The 26529-nt window shown below is 69.7% G+C and carries 28 protein-coding genes; 11 read left to right on the forward strand and 17 right to left on the reverse strand.

Features of this window, described 5'->3' with window-relative positions; all coding sequences use genetic code 11:
* Positions 1-3 precede the first annotated feature (3 nt).
* Together CHC08_RS23835 and CHC08_RS23840 are read right to left on the reverse strand one after the other, a co-directional pair.
* On the reverse strand, positions 4-1107 hold the full coding sequence (locus CHC08_RS23835) for an SGNH/GDSL hydrolase family protein (RefSeq protein ID WP_218825438.1): 1104 nt from the start codon (positions 1105-1107) through the stop codon (positions 4-6).
* Positions 1108-1143: 36 nt separating this feature from the next.
* Positions 1144-2079 carry an NADP-dependent oxidoreductase gene (locus tag CHC08_RS23840; protein ID WP_089209593.1) on the reverse strand — a complete coding sequence of 312 codons (936 nt, stop codon included), beginning with the start codon at positions 2077-2079 and terminating at the stop codon, positions 1144-1146.
* A gap of 131 nt (positions 2080-2210) precedes the next feature.
* Between CHC08_RS23840 and CHC08_RS23845 the strand changes: the two genes are divergently transcribed.
* A complete protein-coding gene (locus CHC08_RS23845; RefSeq protein WP_089209594.1) occupies positions 2211-2744 on the forward strand; it encodes a MarR family winged helix-turn-helix transcriptional regulator in 534 nt (177 codons plus the stop codon).
* 68 nt (positions 2745-2812) lie between these two features.
* Positions 2813-3448 (forward strand): nucleotidyltransferase domain-containing protein, encoded by a 636-nt coding sequence (locus tag CHC08_RS23850; protein WP_179282180.1) that lies wholly within the window; start codon positions 2813-2815, stop codon positions 3446-3448.
* 259 nt (positions 3449-3707) lie between these two features.
* Here CHC08_RS23850 and CHC08_RS23855 read toward each other — a convergent pair whose 3' ends face one another.
* Together CHC08_RS23855 and CHC08_RS23860 are read right to left on the reverse strand one after the other, a co-directional pair.
* Entirely contained in the window at positions 3708-4517 is an 810-nt protein-coding gene (locus CHC08_RS23855) for an SAM-dependent methyltransferase (protein WP_089209595.1), read from the reverse strand.
* Between the two features lie 182 nt (positions 4518-4699).
* A complete protein-coding gene (locus tag CHC08_RS23860; protein ID WP_089209596.1) occupies positions 4700-5656 on the reverse strand; it encodes a helix-turn-helix transcriptional regulator in 957 nt (318 codons plus the stop codon).
* An 81-nt stretch (positions 5657-5737) separates the two neighbouring features.
* Here CHC08_RS23860 and CHC08_RS23865 point away from each other — a divergent pair, with 81 nt between their 5' ends.
* The 3 genes from CHC08_RS23865 (at position 5738) to CHC08_RS23875 (ending at position 7826) form a co-directional block, all read left to right on the forward strand.
* Positions 5738-6484, forward strand: coding sequence for an alpha/beta fold hydrolase (locus CHC08_RS23865; RefSeq protein ID WP_089209597.1), 747 nt, complete (start codon positions 5738-5740; stop codon positions 6482-6484).
* A gap of 317 nt (positions 6485-6801) precedes the next feature.
* Positions 6802-7200 carry a peptidase inhibitor family I36 protein gene (locus CHC08_RS23870; RefSeq protein ID WP_089209598.1) on the forward strand — a complete coding sequence of 133 codons (399 nt, stop codon included), beginning with the start codon at positions 6802-6804 and terminating at the stop codon, positions 7198-7200.
* Positions 7201-7502: 302 nt separating this feature from the next.
* Positions 7503-7826 (forward strand): hypothetical protein, encoded by a 324-nt coding sequence (locus tag CHC08_RS23875; RefSeq protein WP_089209599.1) that lies wholly within the window; start codon positions 7503-7505, stop codon positions 7824-7826.
* Between the two features lie 364 nt (positions 7827-8190).
* On the opposite strand, the gene CHC08_RS23880 is transcribed toward CHC08_RS23875, so the two are convergent.
* Entirely contained in the window at positions 8191-9042 is an 852-nt protein-coding gene (locus CHC08_RS23880) for a GDSL-type esterase/lipase family protein (RefSeq protein ID WP_245878516.1), read from the reverse strand.
* Between the two features lie 216 nt (positions 9043-9258).
* Between CHC08_RS23880 and CHC08_RS23885 the strand changes: the two genes are divergently transcribed.
* Complete coding sequence (locus CHC08_RS23885) at positions 9259-10488, forward strand: isochorismate synthase (RefSeq protein ID WP_179282181.1); 1230 nt, start codon at positions 9259-9261, stop codon at positions 10486-10488.
* Positions 10489-10882: 394 nt separating this feature from the next.
* Positions 10883-11440, forward strand: coding sequence for a GNAT family N-acetyltransferase (locus CHC08_RS23890; RefSeq protein WP_089209602.1), 558 nt, complete (start codon positions 10883-10885; stop codon positions 11438-11440).
* A 250-nt stretch (positions 11441-11690) separates the two neighbouring features.
* On the opposite strand, the gene CHC08_RS23895 is transcribed toward CHC08_RS23890, so the two are convergent.
* The 4 genes from CHC08_RS23895 to CHC08_RS23910 form a co-directional block, all read right to left on the reverse strand.
* Complete coding sequence (locus tag CHC08_RS23895; RefSeq protein ID WP_089209603.1) at positions 11691-12335, reverse strand: response regulator; 645 nt, start codon at positions 12333-12335, stop codon at positions 11691-11693.
* Entirely contained in the window at positions 12326-13450 is a 1125-nt protein-coding gene (locus CHC08_RS23900) for a sensor histidine kinase (protein WP_089209604.1), read from the reverse strand. The genes CHC08_RS23895 and CHC08_RS23900 overlap by 10 nt, the downstream gene beginning before the upstream one ends.
* Positions 13447-14088 carry a DedA family protein gene (locus CHC08_RS23905; protein WP_179282182.1) on the reverse strand — a complete coding sequence of 214 codons (642 nt, stop codon included), beginning with the start codon at positions 14086-14088 and terminating at the stop codon, positions 13447-13449. Before CHC08_RS23905 ends, CHC08_RS23900 begins: the two co-directional genes overlap by 4 nt.
* Before the next feature lie 307 nt (positions 14089-14395).
* Positions 14396-15025 (reverse strand): YigZ family protein, encoded by a 630-nt coding sequence (locus CHC08_RS23910; RefSeq protein WP_089209606.1) that lies wholly within the window; start codon positions 15023-15025, stop codon positions 14396-14398.
* Positions 15026-15243: 218 nt separating this feature from the next.
* Between CHC08_RS23910 and CHC08_RS23915 the strand changes: the two genes are divergently transcribed.
* The gene (locus CHC08_RS23915; RefSeq protein ID WP_089209607.1) at positions 15244-17274 is read left to right on the forward strand and encodes a hydantoinase/oxoprolinase family protein; all 2031 of its coding nucleotides are present in this window, start codon (positions 15244-15246) and stop codon (positions 17272-17274) included.
* Between the two features lie 47 nt (positions 17275-17321).
* Here the strand turns inward: CHC08_RS23915 and CHC08_RS23920 are convergent, their stop codons facing one another.
* The 6 genes from CHC08_RS23920 to CHC08_RS23940 form a co-directional block, all read right to left on the reverse strand.
* The gene (locus CHC08_RS23920) at positions 17322-18866 is read right to left on the reverse strand and encodes a PucR family transcriptional regulator (protein WP_089209608.1); all 1545 of its coding nucleotides are present in this window, start codon (positions 18864-18866) and stop codon (positions 17322-17324) included.
* Between the two features lie 40 nt (positions 18867-18906).
* Entirely contained in the window at positions 18907-19962 is a 1056-nt protein-coding gene (locus CHC08_RS23925; protein ID WP_089209609.1) for a DUF917 domain-containing protein, read from the reverse strand.
* Positions 19959-21131, reverse strand: coding sequence for a hypothetical protein (locus CHC08_RS23930; RefSeq protein WP_089209610.1), 1173 nt, complete (start codon positions 21129-21131; stop codon positions 19959-19961). Before CHC08_RS23930 ends, CHC08_RS23925 begins: the two co-directional genes overlap by 4 nt.
* Positions 21128-22435, reverse strand: coding sequence for an MFS transporter (locus CHC08_RS23935; protein ID WP_089209682.1), 1308 nt, complete (start codon positions 22433-22435; stop codon positions 21128-21130). Before CHC08_RS23935 ends, CHC08_RS23930 begins: the two co-directional genes overlap by 4 nt.
* A gap of 252 nt (positions 22436-22687) precedes the next feature.
* Positions 22688-22843, reverse strand: a complete 156-nt coding sequence (locus tag CHC08_RS49705) for a hypothetical protein (protein WP_179282179.1) — start codon at positions 22841-22843, stop codon at positions 22688-22690.
* Positions 22840-23439: a cadmium resistance transporter gene (locus CHC08_RS23940; protein WP_089209611.1), complete on the reverse strand. Its 600-nt coding sequence runs from the start codon at positions 23437-23439 to the stop codon at positions 22840-22842. Before CHC08_RS23940 ends, CHC08_RS49705 begins: the two co-directional genes overlap by 4 nt.
* A 578-nt stretch (positions 23440-24017) precedes the next feature.
* On the opposite strand from CHC08_RS23940, the gene CHC08_RS23945 reads away from it, so the two are divergent.
* The gene (locus tag CHC08_RS23945; RefSeq protein WP_338055700.1) at positions 24018-24419 is read left to right on the forward strand and encodes a PIG-L deacetylase family protein; all 402 of its coding nucleotides are present in this window, start codon (positions 24018-24020) and stop codon (positions 24417-24419) included.
* Here CHC08_RS23945 and CHC08_RS23950 read toward each other — a convergent pair.
* On the reverse strand, positions 24343-24645 hold the full coding sequence (locus CHC08_RS23950; RefSeq protein ID WP_089209613.1) for a phosphopantetheine-binding protein: 303 nt from the start codon (positions 24643-24645) through the stop codon (positions 24343-24345). The two genes, CHC08_RS23945 and CHC08_RS23950, sit on opposite strands and share 77 nt — an antisense overlap.
* Before the next feature lie 130 nt (positions 24646-24775).
* Here CHC08_RS23950 and CHC08_RS23955 point away from each other — a divergent pair, with 130 nt between their 5' ends.
* Both CHC08_RS23955 and CHC08_RS23960 read left to right on the forward strand, forming a co-directional pair.
* Complete coding sequence (locus CHC08_RS23955; protein ID WP_089209614.1) at positions 24776-25537, forward strand: thioesterase II family protein; 762 nt, start codon at positions 24776-24778, stop codon at positions 25535-25537.
* Between the two features lie 170 nt (positions 25538-25707).
* Positions 25708-25983 carry a hypothetical protein gene (locus CHC08_RS23960; protein ID WP_089209615.1) on the forward strand — a complete coding sequence of 92 codons (276 nt, stop codon included), beginning with the start codon at positions 25708-25710 and terminating at the stop codon, positions 25981-25983.
* A gap of 120 nt (positions 25984-26103) precedes the next feature.
* Here the strand turns inward: CHC08_RS23960 and CHC08_RS23965 are convergent, their stop codons facing one another.
* The gene (locus CHC08_RS23965) at positions 26104-26466 is read right to left on the reverse strand and encodes a nuclear transport factor 2 family protein (protein ID WP_089209616.1); all 363 of its coding nucleotides are present in this window, start codon (positions 26464-26466) and stop codon (positions 26104-26106) included.
* Positions 26467-26529 lie beyond the last annotated feature (63 nt).

The raw sequence follows: 26529 nt of genomic DNA on the forward strand, positions 1-26529 counted from the left end.
GCTCTAGAGCGCGAGGGTTTCGAGGTCCACGGAATCGGCCATGGCCTGGGCGCCTCTGTCATTGAGATGCATGCCATCACCGCCGTCCAGCGCGGGATGGATGTAGTCGGGGGCCGCGGGATTCTCAACGGCGCGAGCCACATCGAAGACCGCGTCGAACGCATCGGTGGTACGGATCCAGTCGTTCACCTCACGCCGGGCGGCCAGGCCCGCAGGCGTACTGATCCCCGGGTAGGCGGCGCCCGCGAAGGGACCGATGGTGGCACCCAGAATCTTCAGATCGGCCGCGTGGGCGCGGTGGGCCAGGGCCGTGAAGCCCTCGATCAGGGCACCGGCGGTAGCGGGAGGCTCACCGAGCATGCCGGGCAGGCCAAGATCGTTGATACCGAAGTGCACCAGCACATGGGTCAGGCCGGGAACCGAGAGCACGTCGCGGTCGAAGCGTGCCAGCGCGTGCTCGCCGACCTCGTCTGTCAGAAGGCGGTTTCCGGCGATGCCCTGGTTGACGACCCACCCCCGCTGCAGGCGCCGGTTGAGGAAGTCCACAGAGCGGTTGTTCGCGCCGATGGTGGAGCCGACCCCCTCGAACCAGGAGTCGCCGAACGCCACGGCGATCGCGGTGTCGTCCGGGGCGAGCACGTCGACGCCCGAGACGTAGAACCGGGCGTCCACCGGCTCGGCCTCGGAGAGTGCGGCGGAGGTGACGTGGTTGCCGCTCACGATGTGCGCGGTCTGCATGGGTTTGTGGGAGGAGGTGGCCAGGCCGGTCTCCTGGGGGAGGTAGAGGCTGAGGACCAGGTCGGCGCCGGAGGCGACGGACAGATCCATCGGGTCACTGGTGGCTTCTTGGCCGGGTGGGATGGTGAGGTTTTTGACGCCGTCGAAGGTGAGGGTGGCCTGTCCGTGCTCGGTGGCGGCCGTCGCGGCGGCGATGGTCAGGGGGGTGCGGCCGTAGCGGTTTGTCAGGTGTATTCGGAGGCGTTCTCCGCCGCCGGCCATGTAAAGCACCTGACGTACCGTCTGGTCGGCGAAGCCGCGCGGTTGGGTGAGCTGGATCTGCTCGTAGGGACTGATCACGGCCGTACGGAAACCGGCTGTCCAGATCATGCTCATTCCATTCGTTGCCATGGGGGATGTCGCCGCTCAGGCGGGGGTCAGTATGGTCTTTCCGGCCAGTCGTCCGGCGGCGGCCTCGTCGTGGACGGCGGCCAGGTCGGCCAGGGGACGCCGCTCGGCCACCTCGATCTTCAACTCGCCGGCGTCGACGCGGGTGACCAGTTCGGTGAGCTGGGTGGCGTCGCTGCGCGTGAGCACCCGCACCGTCCGCACCCCGCGCCCGGCGTCGTCGGGGCCGGGGGTGGTGGTGCTGACGAAGACCGCGCCGTCGGCGACCAGGTCGACCAGCCGCGCGGTCTCCTGCGGACTGGTGGTAGCAAGGTTCAGCACCACGTCGAATCGCTGTCCGGCCACCGCCTCCAGAACGGGGGTGGAGGTGTAGTCGATGATCCGATCCGCGCCGTAGGAGCGGATGCGGTCGAGGCTGCGCGCACTGGCGGTCGCGGTCACACTGGCACCGGCCCGCTTGGCGAGCTGAACCGCGTATCCGCCGACCGCGCCGCCCGCGCCGTTGACCAGCACCGACTGCCCCGCCTTCACCTCGGCATGCTCGAACAGCGCCTGCCAGGCCGTCAGGCCGGACGACGGCAGCGCCGCGGCGTCCGCGAGGTCGACCGTGCGCGGGGCGGCGGCCAGGATCTCGGCCGGGGCGGAGACGTACTCGGCGGCGGCACCGGGTGCGGTCATCGGCAGGAACGCCACCACCGCGTCTCCGGCCTGCCAGCCGCTGACCCCCTCGCCGACCTCGGTGATGACGCCGGCCACGTCGATGTTCGGAATGTGCGGGAAGGTCACCGGAAACACCTCCCGCAGGAAACCGGCGCGGATCACGGCGTCCACCGGGTTGAACGGGGTGCCGGCGACCTGCACCACCACCTGCCCCGCTCCCGCCACCGGACGGTCGGCGTCCTCGTAGACCAGGACGTCGCTGTCTCCGTAGGAGTGGTAACGCACTGCCTTCATGATCTCTCCTCGCTCGATGCTTTGGAATTGAAGCATGTGGCGACAGTAACTTGCTTCAACTTCAAAGCAATACCCATCGGACGAGTGACCTTCCTCACAGTGCTTTGAATTCGAACATATACGGTGGGGGCATGACCGACACCCGCCCCGCCCCCGACGCCGACGCCGGTCAGGCGCTCGATCCCCAGCAGCTGGGGGCCTACTTTGTGCTCATGGAAGCCGTCAGCCTGCTCCAGCACCAGGTCGAACAGCAGCTACGTACCGAGGGCGACATCAGCTACGTGCAGTTCCAGCTCCTGGCCCGCCTCGCTCACGCGCCCGGCCACCTGACCATGACGCAGCTGGCCGACGGCGTCGTCTACAGCCGTAGCGGCCTGACCTACCAGGCCGGCCTGCTGGAAAAGGCCGGTCTCATCACTCGCGGCCCCAGCCCCGACGACGAGCGCGCCACCCTGGTCGCCATCACCGGAAACGGCCGGGCTCTCTTGGACAGCGTTCTGCCCGGCCATATCCAGGTCACCCGCAGCCTGCTGTTCGACCCCCTGACCGGCGACGACCTGCACCACCTCGGCGACATCATGACCCGCGTCCGCGACCACATGCGCACCCAGCCACCCCGCTCCGCCGCCCCCCGCAAACGCCGCCCCAGCTCGACGCAGGCCTGAACCGGAATCCCAACCCGGCGCGTCCTTGTCTCGGAGAGCGTTACGGTCGCGTCATGCATGATGTCCGGATGATGAGGATCGAGACGCCGTGGGGGCCCTGGGAAGCTGCGCCGCTTGGCGAGGTCGTCGCGCTGATGCGCGGGCTGGCCGTGCCGTGGTGGGTGAGTGGCGGGTACGCGATCGAGCTGGCTGTGGGCCATTCGTATCGCGAGCACGGGGACGTGGATCTCGCACTGCTGCGTCGGGATCAGCTCGCCGTCCGGCGGCTGCTGGACGGCTGGGATGTTCATGCCGCGGTCGTGGCCGGGACGCTGCTGCCGTGGACGCTGGACGAGGTGCTGCCCGAGCAGGCGCACGACATCTGGGTGCGCGAGCATCCGGACGGGCCATGGCGGTTTCAGCTCATGCTGGACGAGGCCGATGGGGAAGAATGGATCTATCGGCGTGACCCTCGGATCCGCCGCCCGCTGGCCGGGCTGACCATCGAAGACGACGGTTTCCACCGGCTTGCCCCAGAGGTTCAACTGCTTTACAAGGCCACGGACACGCGGCCGAAGGACGAGGCCGATTTCGAGGCGGTTCTCCCGCTGCTGAGCGACGAGCAACGGCGCTGGCTGGACGAGGCGCTGGAGATCGAACACACCGCACATCCCTGGCGCGAGCGCCTGAACCACCCCGGCTGCGACATTCCGGCGGCGCCATGATCCATGAGTTGGACTGCGACGGCAGCGGATCCCCCTGGTGGCGAGCAGCACTTCGATGCTCTCCTCTACAGCAAGGACCTGGGTGTTACCGCATTCCCCGGCTGGACCCGTCAGCGGTCCAGCGGGTTGGCCTCGATGCGCTCGGCGACGCCCGCGTGGACGAACGCGGGCTCCCAGACTGTCCGGTTTCCGCTCCGCCTGATCCCTGAAGCACGCGGCGAACACCGCGCCTGGAAATTACGGACCGGTGGTCCCGGGATCACGGCTTGCGCGCCACCGCGCCATACGCGTCAATCGGCTCGGCGTCGCCGACGTCTGCCCGCCAAAGAGTGATCGGCGCCAGCCCGGGGTCCACCATCTCCAGTCCCTCGAAGTACTGGCCGATCTCCTCCAGACTGCGCAGGTTGTAGGGGACGGCTCCGGTTTCCGCGAGCTTCTCACCACCCTCGTTAACGGCCTCGCCGGTGTCGGTGCTGTCCCATGCCACCAGGTAACTGCCGGAGGGGACCTCCGCCATCACCCGCGCCACGATGGAACGCAACTCGTCGAAGTCGGCGACGTAGCCGAGCACGCCCATGAACATGACCACGATCGGCTTGGTGAAGTCGAGCACGTTACGAGCATCGGCGATGATCACGTCCGGGTCGTGCAGATCGGCGTCCACGTAGGTGGTCACCCCCTCGGGGGTGGTGTTGACCAGCAGCGCGCGGGCGTGCGCCAGCACCAGCGGGTCGTTGTCGACGTAGACGATGCGGGACTCGGGCACGTGCCGCTGAGCGATCTCATGGGTGTTCTGCATCGTCGGCAGCCCCGTGCCGATGTCGAGGAACTGATGCATCCCGACCTCACCGGCCAGGAAGCTCACCGCACGGATAAGGAACTGACGCGACTCCTTGGCCGTCGTGACGATATCCGGATATACCTCGGCGACCGCATCCCCGGCCGCACGGTCCACCGCGTAGTTGTCCTTGCCGCCCATCCAGTAATTCCAGATCCGCGCCGCATGCGGTACGTCAAACCGGATCTCGGACGCTGACCCTGCGCGCGGGTTATACGGCCCATCAGTCATGTTCAGGCTCCATATATAACGATCATGGGAAACGCAAAGGATCATACACTTTGCTCATATTTCAGGATGGAATTTCCCCATTCGCCGCATCTACGGTCCCGAGAAGGAAGCTCTCGGCGTCCTTGCGATCGACATCGAACTCCTTGACCCGCCAACCGGCCACCGGCACAATCCCGCCTGAGTCAGGGCGGGGTGCCGGCGGCGGACTCCACGAGCCGGGCGGCCAGGGCCCTGACCTCCTCGCGCAGTTCGTCCGGGGTGATCACGGTGAACGGCCAGCCGAGGCCGGCCAGCATCTGTGCCATCCCGTCCAGTCGCTCGGCCCTGGTGGTCAGCAGCACCCCGTCGGGGGTCTCGGCCAGCCTCGCCGCCGAGGCCGGAACCCGCCTGGCCGCCTCCTCCAGGGTGACGGTCAGCAGCACCTTCACCTCATGCCGGTACGGCACCGCCGACAACGACCCGACCACGTGCGCCACCGGGTCGAAGCCGTCGGGGGCGTCGAACACCCGCTCGGTGCGCGCGGCGCTCGCCACCCGATCGACCCGGAAGGTCCGTACCTCCCCGCTGTCATGGTCGAAGCCGGCGACATACCAGCGCCCGGCGTGGAAGACGAGGCCGTAGGGGTCCAGGTCACGCTCGGAGGCGTCTCCGCGCCAGGACCGGTAGGTCAGCCGTAGGGTGACCCGGTTCCGGGCGGCGTCGGCGAGCGCGAGCAGCGGCCCGGCCTGCGGCGCGCTCGCCCGCGTCACGGCCCCGGTGTGGCCCAGCGTCGCCGGCACCGCGTCGACGCGCTCGCGCAGCGGCCCCGGGAGCACCCGCTGGATCTTGGCCAGCGCGCTCTCGGTCGCCGTCTCCCCCACCGCCAGCCCGGTCCGCCGTCCGGCCATCAGCCCCAGCACCACGGCCGTGGCCTCGTCGTCGGTGAGCATGAGCGGCGGCAGCTTGTAGCCGGGCAGGAGGCGGTAACCGCCGTAGCGGCCCCGCTCGGCCTCCACGGGCACCCCGATCTCCGACAGCCTCACCGCGTAGCGGCGCACCGTCCGCTCGTCGACCTCCAGCCGGGCGGCGAGCTCCGGACCGGTCAGGCCGGGGGCGGCCTGCAGCAACTCCAGCAGCGCGAGCACTCGGGTGACGGTCATCAAAGATCCTCAAAAATCAGGGCCGATTCTGTCCGGATTCAATTTTAGGGTAAAGCCAAGCGACAGAGGAGAGATCGAAAAATGAGCACATATGTTCTGGTCCCCGGCTTCTGGCTCGGTGCGTGGGCCTGGGAGAAGGTCGCCCGGCCGCTGCGCGAGGCCGGTCACGACGTCCACGCGGTGACCCTCACCGGACTCGGTGACCGGGTGCACCTGGCCGGGCCCGGCGTTGACCTGGAGACCCACATCCAGGACATCGTCAACGTCATCGTCTTCGCGGATCTGCACGAGGTGATCCTCGTCGGCCACAGCGGAGCGGGCACCCCGATCACGGGAGTGGCCGACCGGATCCCCGAGCGCGTCGCCCGAGTGGTCTACGTCGACAGCGGCCCACCGGCCGAAGGCATGACCCAGATGGACCTCAACGAGCCCGATTGGCAGGCCTTCATCGAGCGGCGGGTCGCCGAGCAGGGCGAGGGGAAGGGCTACCCGCTCATCTCCTGGGAGGAGCAGGAGCGGGCCGGGGCCAGTCTGGAGGGCCTTGGCGAGGCCGAGCGCGCGTGGTTCGCCTCCCGCGCGACGCCCCAGCCGTACGGCACCATGACCCAGCCGCTGATCCTCACGGGCGGCGCGGACAAGCTGCCCAAAACGCTCATAGCGTGCTCGTTCCCACTGGAGCAGGTCCACGCCATGATCGCCGCCGGCCATCCTTTCTTCGCGGCGCTCGCCGGACCGGAGTGGAGTTTCGACGCGGTGCCCACCGGCCATTGGCCGATGTTCTCCAAGCCCGCGGAGACCGCGGCCGCTCTCGCCGCGCTGTCGGGCTGAACTCCGGCGGTCGAGTGCCGGGAGGGAGCGCGGTCCGTCCGCCCTCCCTCCCGGTCCGGCGCCTGTCGTTCCGTTGCGCCGGATGCGTCTCATCCCCGGAGACGTGCGGGAATCCTCCGCCCGGGCCCGGCGCTTGGTCCGCACACTTCATCCCTGGAGACGGGCAGAAATCCCCCGCCCGCTCGGCACCTGCCGTCCGGCTGTGCCGGCCGTCACCCACAAGCAGTTCATCATTGTGTAATGACATGACTACTTAGAGTTACTAGGATGACGGAGGATCGGTCAGGGACGACAGCGAACGGATTCGAGGGGCCACAGTGAGAGCAAACGTTCAGAGGGCACGCGTCGCAGCGGCGGCGGCCGCCATCGGGCTTCTGTGCGCGGGGTTCAGCGCGCCGGCGCAAGCGGAGCCGAATTCCTCCGCCGAGCGGTCCGCGGCGCTGCAGCGCGCGGACGAGAACTGCGGGAACGGCGAGATCTGCTTCTGGCACGACAGAAACTACTCGGGCACCCCTTGGCGCTGGACGCCCGGGAGCGGCTATCGCGACATGCCGTCCAACCTGCACGACCACGTCTACTCGTTCAAAGCGAACGCCTCCGGCTGCTTCATCGACTGGAATCCACAGGAGAAGCGCGCGGTAAGCAACGGCGACTACGCCAAGGCCTACGACACCAACTTCGGCAAGAGGATCGACGCCGTGGGTCCCACCTGCTGATCGAGCCGACGACCCGATCGGGTGGGCATCCCCACCCGGTCAGAGGGCGACCGGTGACCTTCGCCGCGCCACGGGGGCCGTGGCCGGTCAGGATTGTCCATCGTCGCCGACGAACACAAGAGCGTCGTCGCGCATTGTAGTTATTCATGTGCTTAAAGTGATATGGCCTGGTCGGACGCCATCGCGACTCCCACGCACCAGCACGTGCCGGGGACAGATGGCGTGCCGATGCCGGGGACACACGCCACCGGCCCATGTCACACCACGTGCCGGGGCCCAGCGCCAAGACAGAGGAGCCCCTTATGTCCCGTATATACCGCGCCGCTCTGGCCACGGCCACCACAGCCGCCGCGATCGCCATTCCATTCGCCCTCACGCCCGCCGCCCACGCCGACATTCCACCAGCCCACTACAAATGTGCCGGCGGACCGGTCCCCGGACCGGGATTCACCGTCGACCGCCTCGAGCCCGTGGTCAAGGGAAGCGAGTGCACGGTCAATCCTCGTGGCACGGCGAACGTCATCGGCTTCAGCTCCAAGCGCTCCCCCGTCTACAAATGCGCCTCGGTCCAGTTCCCCAGCAAACTCGGCATGGTCATGGGCCAGTCCTGCAGAAGGCTGCGCTGAACCTCACCGCTCCCACCCCGGCGAGCGGCACGCCGAGCGTCCGCCCGGACCACCCGTGAACGGCTTCCCCTCCAGCGGCCGTCTCGGGCCTTCTCCCCGCGGGCGCCTTATGGATGACCATGATCGAAATACCGTAGGCGTCGATCGGCTCGCTGGAGAACGGTAACGATCCGCCGGGCGGACGGTGGCCGCCCGGCGATTACCCACAATGGCCGGCTCTGAGCCGGACCGCCCGGGGATCGCCAGACGGTCAGGGGATCGACATGCGGCCAGAGAGTGCACGGGCGGTCAGGGGATCACAGGTGGTCGGCGAGGTGCTCGGGCGGTCAGGAAATCGTGTGCGGCCGGAAAGTCGCGCGGGCGGTCAGGGGACGAGGAGCGGCTGCCGGTCGTCCTGCGTGATCCATCCGCGGGTCGCCTCGAAGGTCCTCTGCGCGATCAGCTTCTGACCCGCCTCGTTGGGGTGGAAGTAGTCCCATTTGCTGAGGTGGCCCAGCGTGAACGACTGGTTGAACACGGCGTTGCCGTCGGACCTGCAGGCTGGGCCGTACGCGGCGCAGACCCTGGCGAGGGCGGCGTTGTAGGCGGCGATCCGGCCTCGCACGCGGTCGCGCCGCGCCCGGTCGGCGGCGGACGTCGAGGCGGGTTTGGCCAGCATGGTGGGGCAGATGTGCCCGACGGCCCAGAACCCGCGCGCTATCACGTCGTTCTTGCCGACCCGCCACAGCCGCTTGACGTCGGGGATGCTCGCCACGAACACCTTGCCGCCGGGCCGCCCGGTCCGGAACAGCGACAGGGCCTCGTACATCCGCCTCTCGTAGACGTTCACGGGGGTCATCAGGCGCTCTTCGGACACGCAGGCGTCCTGGGCGCCGATCAGGATCGTCACGTAGTCCGCGCCGCGGGCGACCGCCTTCGCGACCTGCCCGGCGAGGTCGGCGCTGGTCGCTCCGGGGACGGCGAAGTTCAGGTTGTGACCGGAGATGATCTGGTCCAGGCTCCGCAGCTTCAGGTAGTGGCTCTGGACGAACGAATGGTCACCCGTCGACCAGGAGCGCGAGGGGCAGGGGACGTACCAGCCGCAGGCGTTGAATCCGGCACTGATCGAGTCTCCGAGCGCCGCCATGATCACCGGCCGCCACGGCTGGGTCGTGGTGCTCCCGACGGGGGTCGCCAAGGTGGCCGTAAGCGCCGTCACCCCTGTGAAAACGGTCACAGTCCTACGGAACGTGGCGCTTGTGAATGCGGTCACAGTCCTGCGAAGCATGGCACCTCCGGCTGAGAGATCACGTCTGCTTCGGATGTATCACCGCAGGACAGCGCCGTGCGCTCCATTGACCGAGTGCCTTGGTTTTCTTGACAGAACGTGGCGGCTGTGCTGGTTCAGGGGCCATCGTCGAACACGTTCAGTTTCCCGCGTAGGGTGGCGGAGGTGAGTGTTGCGCTCGGATTGACCCGTCCCCTCGTGGTGAGAACCACCCTCGTCGGCGACCCCGGCGACCTGTTCGCTCAACTGCCCGAAACCGCCCCTTATGCCTGGATCAGGCATGGTGAGGGGCTGGTCGCCTGGGGCGAGGCCGCACGTGTGACCGTGCCGCCGGGTCCCGGGCGCTTCGACTGGGCTCGCGACTGGCTGTCGACCATCTTCGGTGAGGCCAGCGTCGACGACGACGTACGGACCCCCGGCTCGGGACCGGTCGCCTTCGGCTCATTCACCTTCGACCCGGAGTCCCGCGGTTCCGTCCTCGTCGTGCCCCAGACGATCCTCGCCCGCCGCGACGGCCGCGCCTGGCTGACCACCATCGGCGAAGAACGGCTCGACCTGGTCACCCCGCTCCGCGACCCCGGCAGGATCCGGTACGGCGACGGCAGCCTGACCGCCCCCGAGTGGGAGCACGCCGTGGCCCGGGCCGTCCGGCGGATCAGGTCGGGCCGCCTGGAGAAGACCGTGCTCGCCCGCGACCTGACCGCCACCGCGGAGCGGACGATCGACGTCCGTCTGCTGCTGACCCGCCTGGCCCGCCGCTACCCCGACTGCTACACCTTCTCCTGCGCCGGCCTGATCGGCGCCACCCCCGAGCTGCTGGTACGGCACACCGGGGAGATGATCGAGTCCCTGGTCCTGGCCGGCACGACCCCCAGGGGCACCAGCCGGGCCGACGACATGGCGCGCGGCGCGGCTCTGTTCGCCTCGGCGAAGGATCGTTACGAGCACACCTGCGCGGTGGAGTCGGTGCGCGAGGCGCTGAGCCCGCTCTGCTCCGAGCTGAAGATCCCCGAGGAGCCCGAGCTCCTGATGCTGCCGAACGTCCAGCATCTGGCCAGCCCCGTGACCGGGCGGCTCTCCGCCGGGGCCTCGGTCCTGGACGTGGTGGCGGCCATGCACCCGACCGCCGCCGTCGGCGGCACGCCCACCGAGGCCGCGCTCGACGTCATCCGCGAACTGGAGGGCATGGACCGCGCCGGTTACGCCGGTCCGGTCGGCTGGATCGACGCCCGGGGCGACGGCGAGTGGGGCATCGCGCTGCGCTGCGCCCAGATCGAGGGTCCCCGGGCCCGGCTGTTCGCCGGCTGCGGCATCATGGGCGACTCCGATCCGGCCTCCGAGCTCGCCGAGGCCCAGGCCAAGCTCCGCGTGATGCAGTACGCCCTGGAAGGCTGACCTCCGCGTGACGCGGCATGCCCGGGGCTGACTTCGTGTGACGCGGCACACCCTGGGTCCGGCCTCGCGTGACGCGGCATGCCTTGGGGCCGGCCTCGCATGACGCGGCACGCCCCGGGGCCGGTTTCGCGCGGACGTAGTCGTCCTGAAGGACGGCCTTCCCGTGATGTGACAGTCGCGACATGCCCTGGAAGGCCGACCTTCACAAGGACCGCGCCGACCGGGGCAAATGCCCGAATCCCTACCCGCGGCTGTTGGTCACCCGGCACATGGGCGTACCCTCGCAAGGGCAATACATCGGACATTTCCCGCAAGAAAATCAAAACTTTCTTCTGCTCGACGTTCTTTCTTTCGTCGCCGCGCAGCCGGCCCGCTTGCCAGGGAGAGGAAGATCATGGCCTTACTGACCACCGCCCGCCTCACGGTGCGCGACTGGAGTCCCGACGACGCCACCGAGGCCCTGACCGTCTACGGCGCGCCAGAGGTCACCCGGTGGCTGTCCCCGGCGATGACACAGATCAATGACGAACAGGCGATGCGGACCACGCTCGAGTCGTGGCTGGGCCTCCGCGACGCCCTGATCCCCCCGCTGGGCCGCTGGGCGATCGTCCGCACCTCCGACCAACAGGTCGTCGGCGGTCTCTCCCTGAGATACCTGCCGCCGGACGAGGAGGACATCGAGATCGGCTGGCAGCTCGCCCCCGGCGCCTGGGGGAACGGCTACGCCACCGAGGCCGCCCGGGCCCTGGCCGGGTGGGCGTTCTCCATCGGCGCCCACGAGCTCGTCGCGGTCGTCCGGGTGAACAACGAGCGCGGCGCCGGCACGGCCAAACGCATCGGCATGCAGTGGGTGGGCGAGACGGACAAGTACTACGAGACCCATCTCAACGTCTACCGGCTCTGGCCCAGCGACCTCACCGCCGCCGAAGCGGCCGACACGCTCAAGCTCTGACCTCGAAGACCTCGAAGACCTCGGAGCTGTCGGAGCTGTCGGAGCTGTCGGAACCACCATCGGAAGCCGTCAGGAACCGCCGATGGGAAGCTTCCGGCCGACACTTCGCCGGCCGGAAGCCGTCACCAACCGCCGACCGGAAACTTTCGGTCGGGAACCGTCACGGACCGCCGGCCAGATGCTTTCGGCCGGGAACCGTCACGAATCGTCAGCTGGAGGCTTTCGACCGGGAACCGCCGGCCGGGAGCCGTCAGGAGCCGAGGTAACGCAGCACGGCCAGGACCCGCCGGCTGTAGCCGGTGACGTGCAGGAGCCCGAGTTTGTCGAAGATGGCGTTGACGTGCTTCTCGACGGCACTCTGGGAGACGTGGAGCCGCTCGGCCACGGAGGCGTTGGTGCAGCCCTGCGCCATGTGGTCGAGCACGTCGCGCTCCCGGGGAGTGAGGCGGCTCAGCGGGTCGACGTGGGTGGTGCGGGCGAGGAGCTGCCGCACCACCTCGGGGTCGAAGGCCGCTCCCCCGGCGCCGACCCGGTCGAGCGCGTCGAGGAAGTCGGCGACCTGGGCCACCCGGTCCTTGAGCAGATAGCCCACCCCGTCCACGTCACCGCTCATCAGCTCGGTGGCGTAGTGCTTCTCGACATACTGCGACAGGACCAGCACGCGCGTTCCCGGCCAGCGGCGCCGGATCTCCAGTGCCGCTCGCAGCCCCTCGTCGGTGTGGGTCGGCGGCATCCGGACGTCGGCGACCACGATGTCGGGCCGGTGCTCGGCCACCGCGTCGAGCAGCGCCTCGCCGTCGCCGACCGCGGCCGGGACGTCGTGCCCCTCCTCGACCAGCAGCCGGATCAGCCCCTCGCGCAGCAGCGTGGAGTCCTCCGCCAGGATCACCCGCACGGGAGCTCCGCGGTGATCGTGGTGGGCCCGCCGGTCGGGCTGTCCACCCGGAACCGGCCGTCCAGGGCGGCCACCCTGCGGGCCAGGCCGGACAGACCGCCGCCCGCGGGGTCGGCGCCCCCGCACCCGTCGTCCCGCGTCCGCACAATGATCACTGCGCCTTCCTTGAGGATCTCAACGGTGACCGCTCGGGCCCCCGCGTGCTTGGCGGCGTTCGTGACGGCCTCGCAGACCACGAAGTAGACCGCGGTCTCCACCTGCGTGGCGGGACGCTCCCCCAGGCCGTAACGGACCGTCACCGGCACCCCGGCCCGTTCCGCGACGGTGGCGAGGGCGTCCCTGAGGCCGAGGGAGTCCAGGCCGGTCGGGTAGACCCGCCAGGCCACGTCCCGCAGGTCGCCCAGCGCCTCCTGGGCCTCGTCGTGGGCCTGGCGGAGCAACTCACCGAGGAGTTCCGGCGAGCGGCCCCTGCGTGCGCGGCCGATCAGCATGGCCAGCGCGACCAGACGCTGCTGCACGCCGTCATGGAGATCGCGTTCGATGCGCCTGCGCTCCTGGTCGACGGCCGCCACGATGCCCGCGCGGGTCTCGGCCAGCTCGGTGATGCGGTGTTCGAGCAGCTCGGTGGGGCTCGGCCCGAGTGCCAGCCGGGCGACCCGCCGCTCCAGGGCCACGAGCCCGATGAATCCCATGATCTCCAGGAAGAGCAGGACCAGCCCGCCGACCAGGATGTAGAGCACCAGGAACGCGGTCGGCTCCATGTCGTCGAACGGCCTGCCCCGGCCCCACTGCCAGGCGAGCTGGACACCGAGTCCGGCCCCGAAGACCAGGAGCGTGAGCACCAGGCCGCCCAGCACTCCGATCGGCCAGCGCCTCGCCAGGTAGCGCAGCGCCCGTCGCCCGTCGTAGCCGGACACCTCCACCCCGCCGAACAGCCTCAGCCGTACGACCTCGGCGTCCACCAGCCGTACGGCCCCGGCCAGCACGCCCGGGCGCGCCCGGGGAACGAGCAGGAAGGGGCCCGCGAGGATCAGGAAGGCCAGCTCGGCCAGGGCCGCCGGAACCCCGAGCACGTGTCCGGCCAGCGCCCGGCAGGCCCTGATCACGACGCTCACGACCGCGCGTGGTACTTTCCCTTGCGCTGGTCCCTCAGCCGTATCACCACGAAGGCCACCACGGCGAGCACGACGATGCCCAGTACGACCTTGGACACGATCCCCATGTAGTTCTCGACCAGCGACCAGTTCTCCCCGAGCATGTATCCGGCCATCACGAAGGCCGTGTTCCAGATGAGGCTGCCCAGCGTGGTGAGGAGGGTGAACGTCATGATCGGCATGCGCTCGACCCCGGCCGGGATCGAGATGAGGCTCCGGAAGATGGGGATCATCCGGCCGAAGAAGACGGTCTTCCTGCCGTGTTTGGCGAACCAGGCCTCGGTTTTCTCGATGTCGGAGACCTTGACCAGCGGTAGCTTCGCCGCGATGGCCACCACCCTGTCCCGGCCCAGCAGCGCTCCCAGCCCGTAGAGCACCAGTGCGCCGATCACCGACCCCAGGGTGGTCCAGAGCACCGCGTCGAACAGGCTCATGCTCCCCTTGCTCGCGGTGAACCCGGCGAGCGGGAGGATCACTTCGCTCGGCAGGGGCGGGAACAGGTTCTCCAGCGCGATGGCCAATCCCGCCCCGGGAGCCCCGAGGGTCTCCATGAGGTTGATCGCCCATCCGGCGATCCCGTCGGCGGGGGGTGCACTCATACGCAAGGCGATTCCATCGGCAGTCAGTGAACTCATGGACACAAGGCTACGTAGATCCGCTTATAGCGCGAATGAGGATCACATCACGCCTGCCGCGGACGCACCCCAGCGTCCGGAGTGTGGAAAACCCCAGTACCCGCCAGAGCAGGAGGAAACCATCAGGTGGCACCCGGCCGGGCCGTACGCGGAATCCCGCGTACCCGTCGCCGGGGCAGGACCCGCGGTCCGTCCCCGCTCACCGGCGCCGGGCCAGGGGTTCGACCGATCGACGGGCACGGCCGGGCATGGGCCGATCCCTCCAGAAGGATCACGTTCTCCGGAGATAGAGCGTCTCGCCGGGCTCGACCACCGCGCGGCCCGCGGTCAGCGTGGCGATCCAACTGGGGAAGACGGGCAGGTCCGACTCACGCACCGCGACGCGGAAGCCGACCTCGGCGCCGTAGACGACCTCCCTGACCTCGTACCGCGAGGCATGCAGATCGTTCTCCAGCCGCCCCGCCTGGACGTGGTCCACGGTCACCGTCATGGCCTTCGCGGGCACCATCTCGACCAGGGGTGCGAGGTCCAGCGCCTTGCCGACCGATGAGCCGTACGCCCGGATCAGGCCTCCGGCGCCGAGTTTCACCCCGCCGAAGTAGCGCGTCACCACCGCCACCACGTCACCGAGCCCCCGGCGCAGCAGCGTCTCCAGCATCGGGGTTCCCGCGGTGCCGCCGGGCTCCCCGTCGTCGTCGGCCCGCTGGACCAGCCGGTCCCCGCCGATCACGTAGGCGGAGCAGTTGTGGCTGGCGTCGGCGTAGAGCTCCTTGCACTCGGCGACAAAGGCGCGCGCCTCCTCCTCGGAGGACACCGGCGCCAGGGTGCAGACGAATCGCGACCGCTTGATCTCGGTCTCATGCTCGGTGATGTCTTCCGGTGTTAGGTACGGCACAGCCATTTGGACAGGTTATCGGCCTGTCCGGACGGCCTTCCGCTCGAAAGCCGCGCGGAGAAAAAACCCTCCTGACCTGCGCCTTAGCCCATTCCCATCGGACTGGCCGTTTCTCCGGCCCGCAACCGGTCCCGGGCGGCACGGGCGGAACGCCCGGGTGGGCCACGCCGCACCATGCACCTCGCACAAGGCCTCGGTGGGGCGCTGCGCGTACGGTCCAGGACATGAGTTACCGAGTCGCCATGGACATCGGCGGTACCTTCACCGACGTGGTCCGCTATGACGAAAGGACCGGGGCCGTGGTGGCCTCCAAGGTCCCGAGCACTCCCGGCGACCTGGTCGAGGGTGTGTTCTCCGCGCTCGGGCAGGTCGTGGATGACCTGTCCGGGATCTCCCACTTCGTCCACGGCACCACCCAGGGTCTCAACGCGCTGCTGGAGCGCAAGGGCGGGCGGACGTTGCTGCTGAGCAGCCAGGGGGTCAGGGACGTCTACCAGATCGCCCGGGGCAACGGGGCCGAGGCGGTCGAGCGCTGCCGTAAACCCGAGTCCCTGGTGCCCAGGTCGGACGTCATGGAGATCGCCGGGCAGCTGGACACCCGCGGCGAGGAACTCATACCCCTGAACGAGGACGCCGTCCGCGCGGCCGCCCGGAGGGTCAGAAGCGAGCGGTTCGACGCGATCGCGGTCTGCCTGCTGTTCAGCCACGTCAACCCGGCCCACGAGATCCGCGTGAGGGAGATCCTCATCGAGGAGCTGGGCGAGGACGTGCTCGTCGTCCTGTCCCACGAGGTCGCCCGCGAATGGCGCGAGGCCGAGCGGACCTCCTCCGCCGTGCTGGAGGCCTACACGGGCCCCACGGTCCGCAACTACCTGGGCAGGGTCGAGGAACGGTCCGCCGAGTGCGGCCTGACGGTCCCCGTGCACGTCATGCAGTCCTCCGGTGGCCTGGTCACCGCCGACTACGCTATGCGGCGGCCCCTGCAGACCCTGCTGTCGGGCCCGGTGGGCGGCGCCATGGGCGGCGTCGCGGCGACCTGGCTCCTGGGCCGCGAGAACGCCATCTGCATGGACATGGGCGGCACCTCCTTCGATGTCTCCCTCGTGGTCGGCGGGCGTCCCGACATCAGCGCCGAGGCCCGCGTCGAGGGATTCCCCGTGCTGATGCCGATCGTGAACCTCCACACGATCGGCGCGGGCGGCGGCTCCATCGCCTACGCCGAGGCCGGGACCCTGCGGGTCGGCCCCGAGTCGGCGGGAGCCGTGCCCGGCCCCGCCTGCTACGGCCAGGGCGGCATCCAGCCGACCGTCACCGACGCCAACGTCGTGCTCGGCCGGATGGACCCCGCCTGGTTCGCGGGTGGGCTGATGTCCCTGAACGCCCGGGCGGCCAGTACGGCGATCTGCAACCTGGCGCGCGAGCTCCGCCTGGAGACACGCCAGATCGCCGAAGGCATCTGCAGCGTGGCCAACGCCAAGATGGCCCAGGCCATCCGGACCCTCACCGTCGAGCGCGGCGTCGAGGCTCGCGACTTCGCGCTGGTCGCCTTCGGCGGCGCGGGCGCGATGCACGCGGTCTTCATCGCCCGCGAGCTCGGCATCTCCGAGGTGATCGTCCCCCGGTTCCCCGGCGCGTTCTCCGCCTGGGGCATGCTGGAGGCCGATGTCCGCCGCGACCTCACCCACCCCTACTTCCGCGCGGGCGAGGATCTGAACTGCGCCGACATGTCGGCCCGGCTCCTGGAGCTGGAGGCCCGGACCCTCGATGCGCTGACCGGTCAGGGCGTGGAGGCCTCCCGGATGTGCGTCGAGGTCGCGGTGGACATGCGCTACGAGGGCCAGGACCACGCGCTGACCATCCCCCTGGACAGCGCGGACGAGCCCTGTGTCCCCGGTTTCCTCGACCGGATCACGGCCCGTCACGCCGAGGAGTACACCAGGCGGTACGGCTACACGGCCCCCGAGGTGCCGGTGGAGTTCGTGATGCTGCGCGGCACCGGCTTCGGCACCTTCCCCCGGGGGGTCTCCGCCGTCCTCGACTCCGAGCCGTGCGACGAGGCGCGGGTCGTACGGGATGTGGTCTTCGACGGTGAGGTGCACCCCACCCCGGTGCTGCGCCGCAGCGGCCTGCGCGGCGAGCTCGCCGGTCCGGCGATCGTGGTCGAGGAGACCGCGACCACGGTGATCCCCCCCGGCTGCCTGGCCTCGGTCGACGACAACGGATTCCTGATCATCAGGGTGTGCGATCAAAAATGACGATCGGGCCGGCTCCGTTGATCCGCGTCGACTCACATGATGCGGATCTACCCGACGGGCCGGGACCGGAGGACGTGGGCCGCCAGGTGAAGGGCCAGCCGGGTCCCCGGGTCGTCCACGTCGAAGCCCGCGGCGCGGATCCGCTCCAGGCGGGTGGTGACGGTGTTGCGGTGGACGCCGAGACGCTCGGCGGCGCGGGAGGCCCCGCCCTCGTCCAGGACGGCGGTGAGGGTCTCCAGCAGCGTCCCGTCGCGGTCCACGCTCAGCAGCGGGCCCAGGATCATCTGGGCCGGGGCGCGCAGGACACCACCCGGCAGGGCGGCCAGCAGCTTGGCCGGGCCCATCCGGTCGGCCCGCGCGACCACGCCGGCCGGGGAGACGAACGCCGCGGCCTCCGCTCCGAGCAGCGACTCATCCATGATGCCGAGATCGGGCACCTGAGCGCCGACCCCCGCCGCGCAGGGCATCGGCAGGGCGGCGAGGCACTCGGCCAGGCGGATGGCGAGCCGTTCGGGGGGCAGCGCCGACCATCCCGCCCAGCTCTCCTCCCGGCGCAGCACGGGTCCGGGCCCCACGGTCGCGGCGATGACCGATCCGATCATCTGCAGGTCGTCCAGGTCGGCGTCATGGGGCCGGATGGCGTAGGCGGTGAGCGGGCCGGCGACCGGCCAGCGGAGGGCGACCGCCCGCGCGAGCGTTCCGTCCCCGCTCGCCTCCAGATCCGCTTCCGGCGGCGTTCCCTGCGCCGCTCCCTGCGGCACCGCCCCTTCCCCGCCGTCCCCGATCCGCCCGTAGGGCGACGTCCGCGACGAGGCGAGGGTGAGCAGCCGGGTGGCGAGAGCCGACTGCAGGGCGACATCCCGCTCGGCGGCGAGCCGCTCGATGGCCGCCCACGCGATCAGCGGGGTGACCGCCAGCGCCAGAACGGCGTTCACCACCGACGGCCAGCCGGGAGACTGGAAGGAGCCGTGGGCCACGAGGATCGCCAGCGTGCCGCCGCTCGCGTCGGGGATGTCCACCTCCGCGAGCGAGGGCCCCTGAGCCCGGCGGCCCGCCAGATGCGAACCCCACGGGTCCAGCAGGGCCACCGCGTTCCCCTGCAGTTCGGAGTTGAGCACGCCGAGCACTCGCCGGGCAGAGGGCCCCGCCTCGGCCAGCCTGGTCGCGCAGCGGGCCACGAGCTGGGTCCTGGCCGCCTCGGGGCGGGCCGCCGCCGACGCCACCCGTACGGCTGTCACCAGCGGATCCTCATCCACGAAGATCAACGTCACGCCGAGCCGCTCGGCCAGTCCCGCGCCGGATCCGGCGCTCATTCCGGCCGACGACGCGATGACGCACGCGGCGGCCTGCTCCCAGGCTCTGCGCATGGCCATCTCCACCGCCCAGCCGCCGCTGGCGGCCTGGCCGACCAGCACCACCGCCGTGTGGGGCGGCACCGAACCAAGCGTCGCCAGATCGTCGACGATCCGGACCTGGCGCACCGGATTCTCCCCCGTGCCCCACATCCGGGCCCCGGCCAGCGGTCCCCCGTTGACCAGCTCGGCCACCGTGACCGGGACCTCCCAGTCCCGCCGCCCCCGCGACTCGATCACGGCTCCTCCCCCGGTCCTCTCACGCCGGGCCCGCCCGCCGTCACAACGGCACCCCGAACGCCCGCGGCCCGCCCAGTGCGATGCCCTCCTCGGTGTGCCACACCGGCGCCGCTCTCACCACCATGACCTCCACCTCCAGTCCCGGGGCCACCTTGTCGACGTCGACCACCATGCCGTCCACCGTCGAGATCATGCAGATCTGGTCGGGTGCCATGGCCACCATCGCCCCGTCTGCCAGGGCGAACACGATCTCATTGTGCGCCTCCAGGCGGATGAGCCTGCCGAGCCCCTCGCGCTCCTCGACCACGATGCTGGACGGCAGCGACGGCAGCGTCAGATCCATGCCGTGCCCGGTGCTGCTCTCCACCGCGACGATCCGGCCCCTGCACAGGGTCCGCACGCCGTACGGCGCGGCGACGGAGCGCGGCGCCCCCGGCACGCCCGCCTCCATCAGGCGGCTGACCGTGCCGGGGACCAGGACGCGTGCCAGCACCTCGGCGGTCATCGGATAGCAGGCGGTCACCGTCCAGCCACCCAGGGCCAGGACCAGCGGGCGGATCAGCTCCTCCACCCGGTCCGGCGCGGTGTCCAGCACCACCACGTCATCGGCGGGGCCGGCCATCACGAGTGGCGTGGCGCTGACCCCGCCCAGGGTGTAGCTGCTCTGCTTGATCAGCGGGAAGACCCTCCCGCTGCCGTCTCCGTCCACCAGCGGCACCCCCAGCAGCGCCGCGGTGATCACCGGGAGCAGCGCGCTCTCCGCGTCGAGGTTGAGCGCCACCACGGCGCCGATCTTCTGGCCGAGCCGGCGCTCCAGCCCGCGGATCACTCGCACGGGCTCGTTCCCTCCGGGCAGGCGCTCGCTGAGCGCCGTGCTGGAGCCGACAAGACAGATCGCGGCGCAGATCGTCTGAGGCGGCAGGTCGGCGGCGCGGCTCACCCGCACCCCGTCCCCGAGCACCGACCTGGCCCAGTCGAGCGTGAGGTGGAAGGAGAGCTCGGCCGCGCCGGTGGCGAAGAGCTGTGATCCGGCGGCGAAGGCGTCGAGCGACATCGAGTCGATCTTCGGGTGCGTCCCTTCGACGGTGGGGCTCACAGGATCGCCCCCTCCGCCTTGACCTCGACCCGGAAGAGGCCGTCGGGCAGGTAGGACAGCGGGTTGACGATCGTGCCGGTGACGCGGGCGGAGCCCGGGGCGGCCCCGGCGCTCACCGCGCGGGTCAGTGCCTCGTCCCGGGTGGCGTCGAGCGCGCGGTCGAGCTCGGCGCGGCCCTTGGCCTGCACGATCCGCTCCACGTCGACCGTGGGTCTGGCCAGCGCCGCGCCGTAGGCCACCGCCAGCTCGGCCCGCTCCGGCACCTGCCAGCCCGGACCCGCCTGCCGGGCGTAGGGCCCCACCGCCACCCCCTCCGACGCCGACACGACCAGCGGCAGCCGCACGTTCAGCGGGACGAGCGTGTCGCGCCGATCACCGATCCTGGGCATTCCCCCGGTCACGAGGCCGGTGCGCACCACGGCCCCCCGCTCCTGCACCGCGGTTTCTCCCCGTCCCGCCAGCGCCGCGCCGCCGCGCAGCGCGCAGGTGAAGGCACCCAGATAACAGATCAGCGGATAGCGGCGGAAGTAGTGGGCGGAGACCAGCCCCGCCCCGCTCCTGGCGAAAAAAACGGAGACTCCCGGCAGGTCGCGGGCCATCCGATCGGCGATCCTGGCCGCATGCGGGCCGAGCGCCGCGTTCAGGATCGCGCTGTTCTCCCGTTCCCGCAGCCCGGCCCGGCCGAACTCGTACGACAGGGTGATCCGCGCCCCGGGCACCTCGTCCGCGATGATCTCGGCGACGGCCAGCTCGTGGTGGGGCAGGATGGGCGACCCGGTCGCGGTCACCGCGAAGTCCGTCAGGCCGCACTCCGCCGCGAATCGGGCCACCGCGTCGGTGTCCAGCTCGGTGATCGGCCGGCCGGTGAGGCTGTGCCCGCCCCGCACCACCGTCCCCACCCCCGAGTCCTCGGGCCAGCCGACCAGCGGGCCGAGCCCCGGAGGGCAGGGATTCGAGACCCGGATCACCGCCACCGGCGCCCGCCGTACGCCGTCCAGGTCCACCGCCACCGCCGCGCCCCTGGGCGTCATCGACGGCGCCCGTCGCATCCCGTCCGGGTACGTCACGACCGGTAAGGTCCCGGCCGTCACCTGCACCTCGGTCAGGACGTCACCATGGACGGCCACCGTCACCGTCTCATGTCGTCCGAGATCAACACCGATGATCATTCCAGAACGCGCCCCTCGGTCTCCGGCAGCGGGACGGCCAGCAGGGCGGTGAGCACCATGAACGCGTTGATCACCAGCATGGTCGTGGTGAATCCGGTGGCGTGTGCGAGCAGCATGCCCACGGCGGCGGGAGCGACGGTGGTGGAGACGAGCTGGGCGGCGGTCGCCCAGGAGTAGCCGGTGCCGCGTAGCGCGGTCGGGTAGAACTCGCCGTTCCAGGTGTTCCACACGCCCCAGGCGCCCAGGCTGAAGAACGACAGGATGAAGTTGCCGACGTACAGGCCGGTCATCGTGGACGCGATGGCGAAGTAGAACCCGCCGAGCGCCGCGGCCACCACGTAGACCAGGAAGACCTTCTTGCGGCCGAACCGGCCGGTCAGCAGCGACGCGCTGACGTATCCGGGGATCGTCACGAGCGCGCTGAGCGCGGCGAAGCCGAGGCTCGCGTCCAGGCTCAGGCCTCTCTCCCACAGGAGTGTGGGCAGCCAGGTCTGCAGGCCCCAGTAGCCCCAGTTGAAGGCGAAGTTCAGCACCAGCATCACCAGGGTGATCGGGCGCAGCCTCCCCCGGAGCAGATCCAGGGGGTGGCCCATCCGCTTGACGCCGACGATGAAAACCGCGTCGGAGTCGGGGCTGCCCAGCTCCCGCAGCACCGCCCCTGCCTCGTCCTGACGGTCCCGTGCGGCCAGCCAGTAGGGCGACTCGGGCACCCAGGCCCGGATCACGAACGCCCAGAGTCCGGCCAGCGCGCTGGCGATCGTGACCACGTGCCAGCCCAGGCTGCCCAGGGTCACCGAGGCCGCGATGGCGGCGAGCACCCCGATCGGCCAGCCGATCGACAGGTAGACCGCCGCCCTGCCCCGGCTTCTGGTGGGCAGCAGTTCCAGAAAATAGGGGAAGGTGACGGTGTAGACGCCGGCCAGGGCGAACCCGGAGGCCACCCGCAGCGCCATCAGCGTCACCATGTCCGGCGCGAACGCCGAGGCGAGCGCGATCACCCCGTAGGCGATCAGGGACCAGAAGCAGGTGGGCCGGCGGCCTATCCGGTCCGAGAGCGGACCCCAGATCAGCGTGCCGGGGATCATGCCGAGCGCGACGGCCGACAGCACCATCCCGATCCCGCCCTCGTCGATCCCGAAGGCCCTCCTGAAGTCCCCGGTGACGTAGATGAGGGCGACCTGTTCCCAGGATTCGATGACAAACGCGACGAACAGCGCCAGCGCGATCAGGACGTGCCTGCGAGTGAACGGCATCCGGTCGAAGGCCGCGCCGATCGGCAGCCTCCGGACTTCGGTCGCGATCACGGCGATCTCCGGGAAACAGGCGTGAGGCATTGCGGCGCCACAGGCCCAGCCTCCTCCCTCGGGCCTCTGCTAGGTGGCCCGTCCCAAGATGTCCCGCCATTCAGGATAACCACAGGTCAAGTGGCTTCTCCCCGCCCCGATCCACCGGCGTGCGCCGAGGCGCCCCCGCATGATGCCGAAGGTCGGGGCCGTCGGTCCGACGGCCCCGACCCTCGTTCCGGGTGATCGGTGGCAGGCGGTGGGACCGGTCCGCTATCCGGCGTAGGTCTCGAACTCGGCGACCTTCGGCGCGCCGGTCGATCCGGTGATCTTGAAGGTGATCTTGCTCGGCGAGGTCGCGGCGAAGGTGACGGCGCCCGCCCCGCCGGCGATGAGGTAATGCCCGGGGCCCGCAGGCTGCCGGCTCACACGCCGAAGGCGCCGCCTTCGATGAGGATGAGCGCGCCGATGGCGATCAGAACCACGGGCAGCAGGATGTGGCCCCAGCGGGCGAGGGCCTTGGCGATGACCGGGCGGGTGGCGAAGAACCGCCCGGCCAGGCACCACAGGGCGACCAGGACCAGGAAGACCGCGACGTACACGCTCATCCCGCCGGTGCCCGCGGTGGCGAAGACCGGCACGTAGACGCCGATGTTGTCGCCGCCGTTGGCGAAGGTGACCGCGGCGACCGCCGGCAGACCCGGCCCACCCGGCTTTACCTCCGCCTCCTCGCCCTCCCCGTCACGGTGGTTCTTCCACGCCTGCCAGGCGGCCTTGACGCCAAGGGCGAGCGGGAGCAACCCGAGGTAGGGGATGGCGGACTCGGGGAGGAACGTCGCGCCGAAGGCGGCGGCGACGGCCACGACCAAGATGGCGGCGAAGCCGAGATACTGGCCGCCCACGATCCGCACGGTCGAGCCGCGGTGTCCGGCGCCCTGGGCGAAGAACAGCGCCAGGATCACGATGTCGTCGATGTTGGTGACGGCGAACAGGCCGGCCGCCTGTCCGATGATTCCGAGGTTCACGGGTGACGGTCTTCTCTCGATCGGGGGCGATCCATAGTGCCAGGCGACATGAGAGTGTCGATGCGTGGACGTTCGGCCTGCCGCGCCTGATGCTCCCGAATCCCAGATCGTCGCCTCCGGTGCGACCGGTCGGTTCCGGTTCGGTCGCCGCGCCGGTGGGCGTCGTACATCGCGATGACCGCCCAGACGATCTCACGTTCCACCGCCGCCGCCTCCGCGCACCTCTTCGTCGGGTGACCTGCCTCACGGTAGGGGTGACGGGCGGATGCCGCGGCGGGCGGAGCGATCTCCGTGGCGGTGACGGCTCGGTGGGGTTCCATGGTCGGATACGGATCCGTGCCTCCCGATCCCGCAGGCAGGACGCCATAAAGGCCGATCTCGATTTCGGAAAACAACGAAATCCGAAGGCCAACAAAAAGGGCGCCGGATCCCGCGGGGAATCAGCCGGAGGAACCGGCGGCGAAAACAATGATCTCATGCGTACTGAAATTCGAAAATATATCGACAGCCATGTCTAATTCGGTTTGTTATAGAGCGTTCCGGTCATGGGAAGTCCCATGACAAAAGAGCTACAGCCAATGCCCGATGATTGGACCCGCGCGCTGGCCATCGCCGCCCACCCCGACGACATGGAGTTCGGCGCCGCCGGCGCCGTCGCCGCCTGGACCGCGGCGGGTAAATCAGTCAGCTACCTTCTGGTCAGCCGCGGCGAGGCCGGCATCGACGGCATGCGCCCCGAGGAAGCGACGAAGATCCGGGAGGACGAGCAGCGGGCCAGCGCACGGATCGTCGGCGTCGACGAGGTCGAGTTCCTCGACTACGGCGACGGCACCATCGAGTACGGTCTCGCCCTGCGCCGCGACCTCGCCGCCGCGATCCGCAGGCACCGACCCGAGTTGATCATCACGTTGGCTGGGAGTGGCCTTCACGCGGCTCACCGTGCGGCCCGCCCTCCGGCGCACCGTCCAACTCCTCGATGACACACGCGGCGAGCTGCGCCGGATTGGCACACTCACCCAGCTTCTCGACGGGAAGGTCCAGGGAGAACTCACGCTGGAGCTCGAACCACACCCGGACCGCGGAGATCGAATCAAGCCCGTGCTCCCGCAGGGACGACTGGGGAGTCAGATCCATGCCGCCGGGCAACACGTCGGCCAGCAGCCGGATGACCGTCTCGGTCACGCGCTCGTTCAGCTCCATGTCCATCCCCACGTCGTTTTCCGTCCGTCGTTGCGAGGCTAATGACGGGGAAAGCCGATGCCTGCTCAAGACTGAGCAGGCGGGCGTAGGGGATCGCGTTACCTTGGATCTCACCCTGACGCGGAGGAGGACGACCTTGGCCGGCGATTGGATCGTGGGGGACGCGAACAGAGAGGACGCCGCCGTCAGGTTGTTCTGTTTCGCGCACGCGGGCGGTGGATCGGCGTTGTTTCGGGGGTGGGAAAAACTGCTCTCACCCGAGGTGGACGTATGCCCGGTGGTCCTGCCTGGACGCGAGTCGCGAATTCGTGAGATGCCGTTCAACCGGATGGAGCAGCTGGTCGGCCCGCTGTACGAGGCATTGCGCGAACACGTCGATCGGCCGTTCGCGTTCTTCGGTCACAGCATGGGCGCCGCGGTCGCGTGGGAAATGGCGCGGAAATTCTCCGCGGGCCCTTCCGATGGTCCGATCATTCTTTTCGTCTCCGGCCGCAGGGCCCCGCACCTGCCCACCCGGCGCCGCCTTTTCTCCGATCTGCCGGACGAACAGCTGATGGCCGAGCTGGGCAAGCTGAACGGCACCCCCACGGAGGTGATGGGCCAGCGCAACCTCCTGAAGCTGTTCCTGCCAGGTCTGCGAGCCGACTTCGAGCTGAACGAACGGCACACGCCGCTGCCCGGCCCGGAGCTGTCGTGCCCGGTGTCCGCGCTGTGCGGCGACGCCGATCCCGAGGTCGACCCGGACGAGATCGCCGCCTGGCGGAATGCCACGACCGGCGGTTTCACCCAGCGGGTGTTCGGCGGCGACCACTTCTACCTCAAGGGACCGCGTCCCGAGGTCCTTCAGGCCGTCCAGGAGGACCTCGACCGAGTGATCCTCGCCCATCCCGCGCGCTGACCGTGATCACCATGTGCGTAGAACCTCCGCCTGTCCCAGAAGGATTCATGGAAGCGTTGGCTGGTTGGGCTCATCGTGCTCATGGTCGCGCCCGCAGAAGACACATGCCTTGTAGTAAGACAGCGGGGAAAGGATGCGATCGGTGGACGCTCGCCCTGCGCGGCAGGCGGGTGCCTCGTTGGCTGCCGCTCACCCCCGCGCTGATCGGTGCCGCCACGCTCGCGCCCTACGGAGTGGTCGGAACGGTCCATGCCGCGCTCGGCACGGTAGGTGTGGTGACCATCTCCCGGGGGGATTTCCCCACCCCTGGCGACGCCCTGCTGGTGACCTGGTTCGGGCTCGGCGCCTTCGCCGCGTACGGCATCGCACTGAGCGCGGTCGCCTGGTCTTACCTGCGCCGCACTCAGCCGGTCTGCGCGAACACCAGAGCGGAGGTCCGGTCATGAGTCACGTGGTCCGGTTGTGCTCGACGTGTAGGAGCACGAAACCGGCGTTACCCACCGTCACCCATCGGTTGCCCGGAATGGCTCAGTGATTCGAGCGGAAGGTCGTCGCCAGGCGAGGAGTCAGCTCGGTTTCGACCCGTGTGTGCCCCATCCGGAGACGATGAGGTCACCATCGAAGATCAACACTTCGTTGGACAGCTGTCCCGCCTGGTTCCGGTAGTTGATGACGACGGAGTCGATACCGGCGTAGACCCCGAGGACGTGGAAACGCAGATCCGGGTTATGCCGTAGGCCCTGGGCCCAGTACGCCCGCAGCGCTTCCTTGCCGCGCACCGTCCCGTCCGAACCGTCAAGCAGCCGAGCCGCGAGCGGAGAGCGAAACACCACCTCGTCGGCGTAGTGCTTCATGATGCGATCGACGTCCCGGGAGTTCCAGTCGGCCACCCACTCATCGGCGAACGCCTGCGCGCGATCAAGATCCATGGCCTCATTCAAACATGGATGGTATGTCCTTGTGGGGCTCCGACATCGAACCCCATTGCGGAC

The organism is Streptosporangium subroseum (genome assembly GCF_900188345.1).
Taxonomy (GTDB): domain Bacteria; phylum Actinomycetota; class Actinomycetes; order Streptosporangiales; family Streptosporangiaceae; genus Streptosporangium; species Streptosporangium subroseum.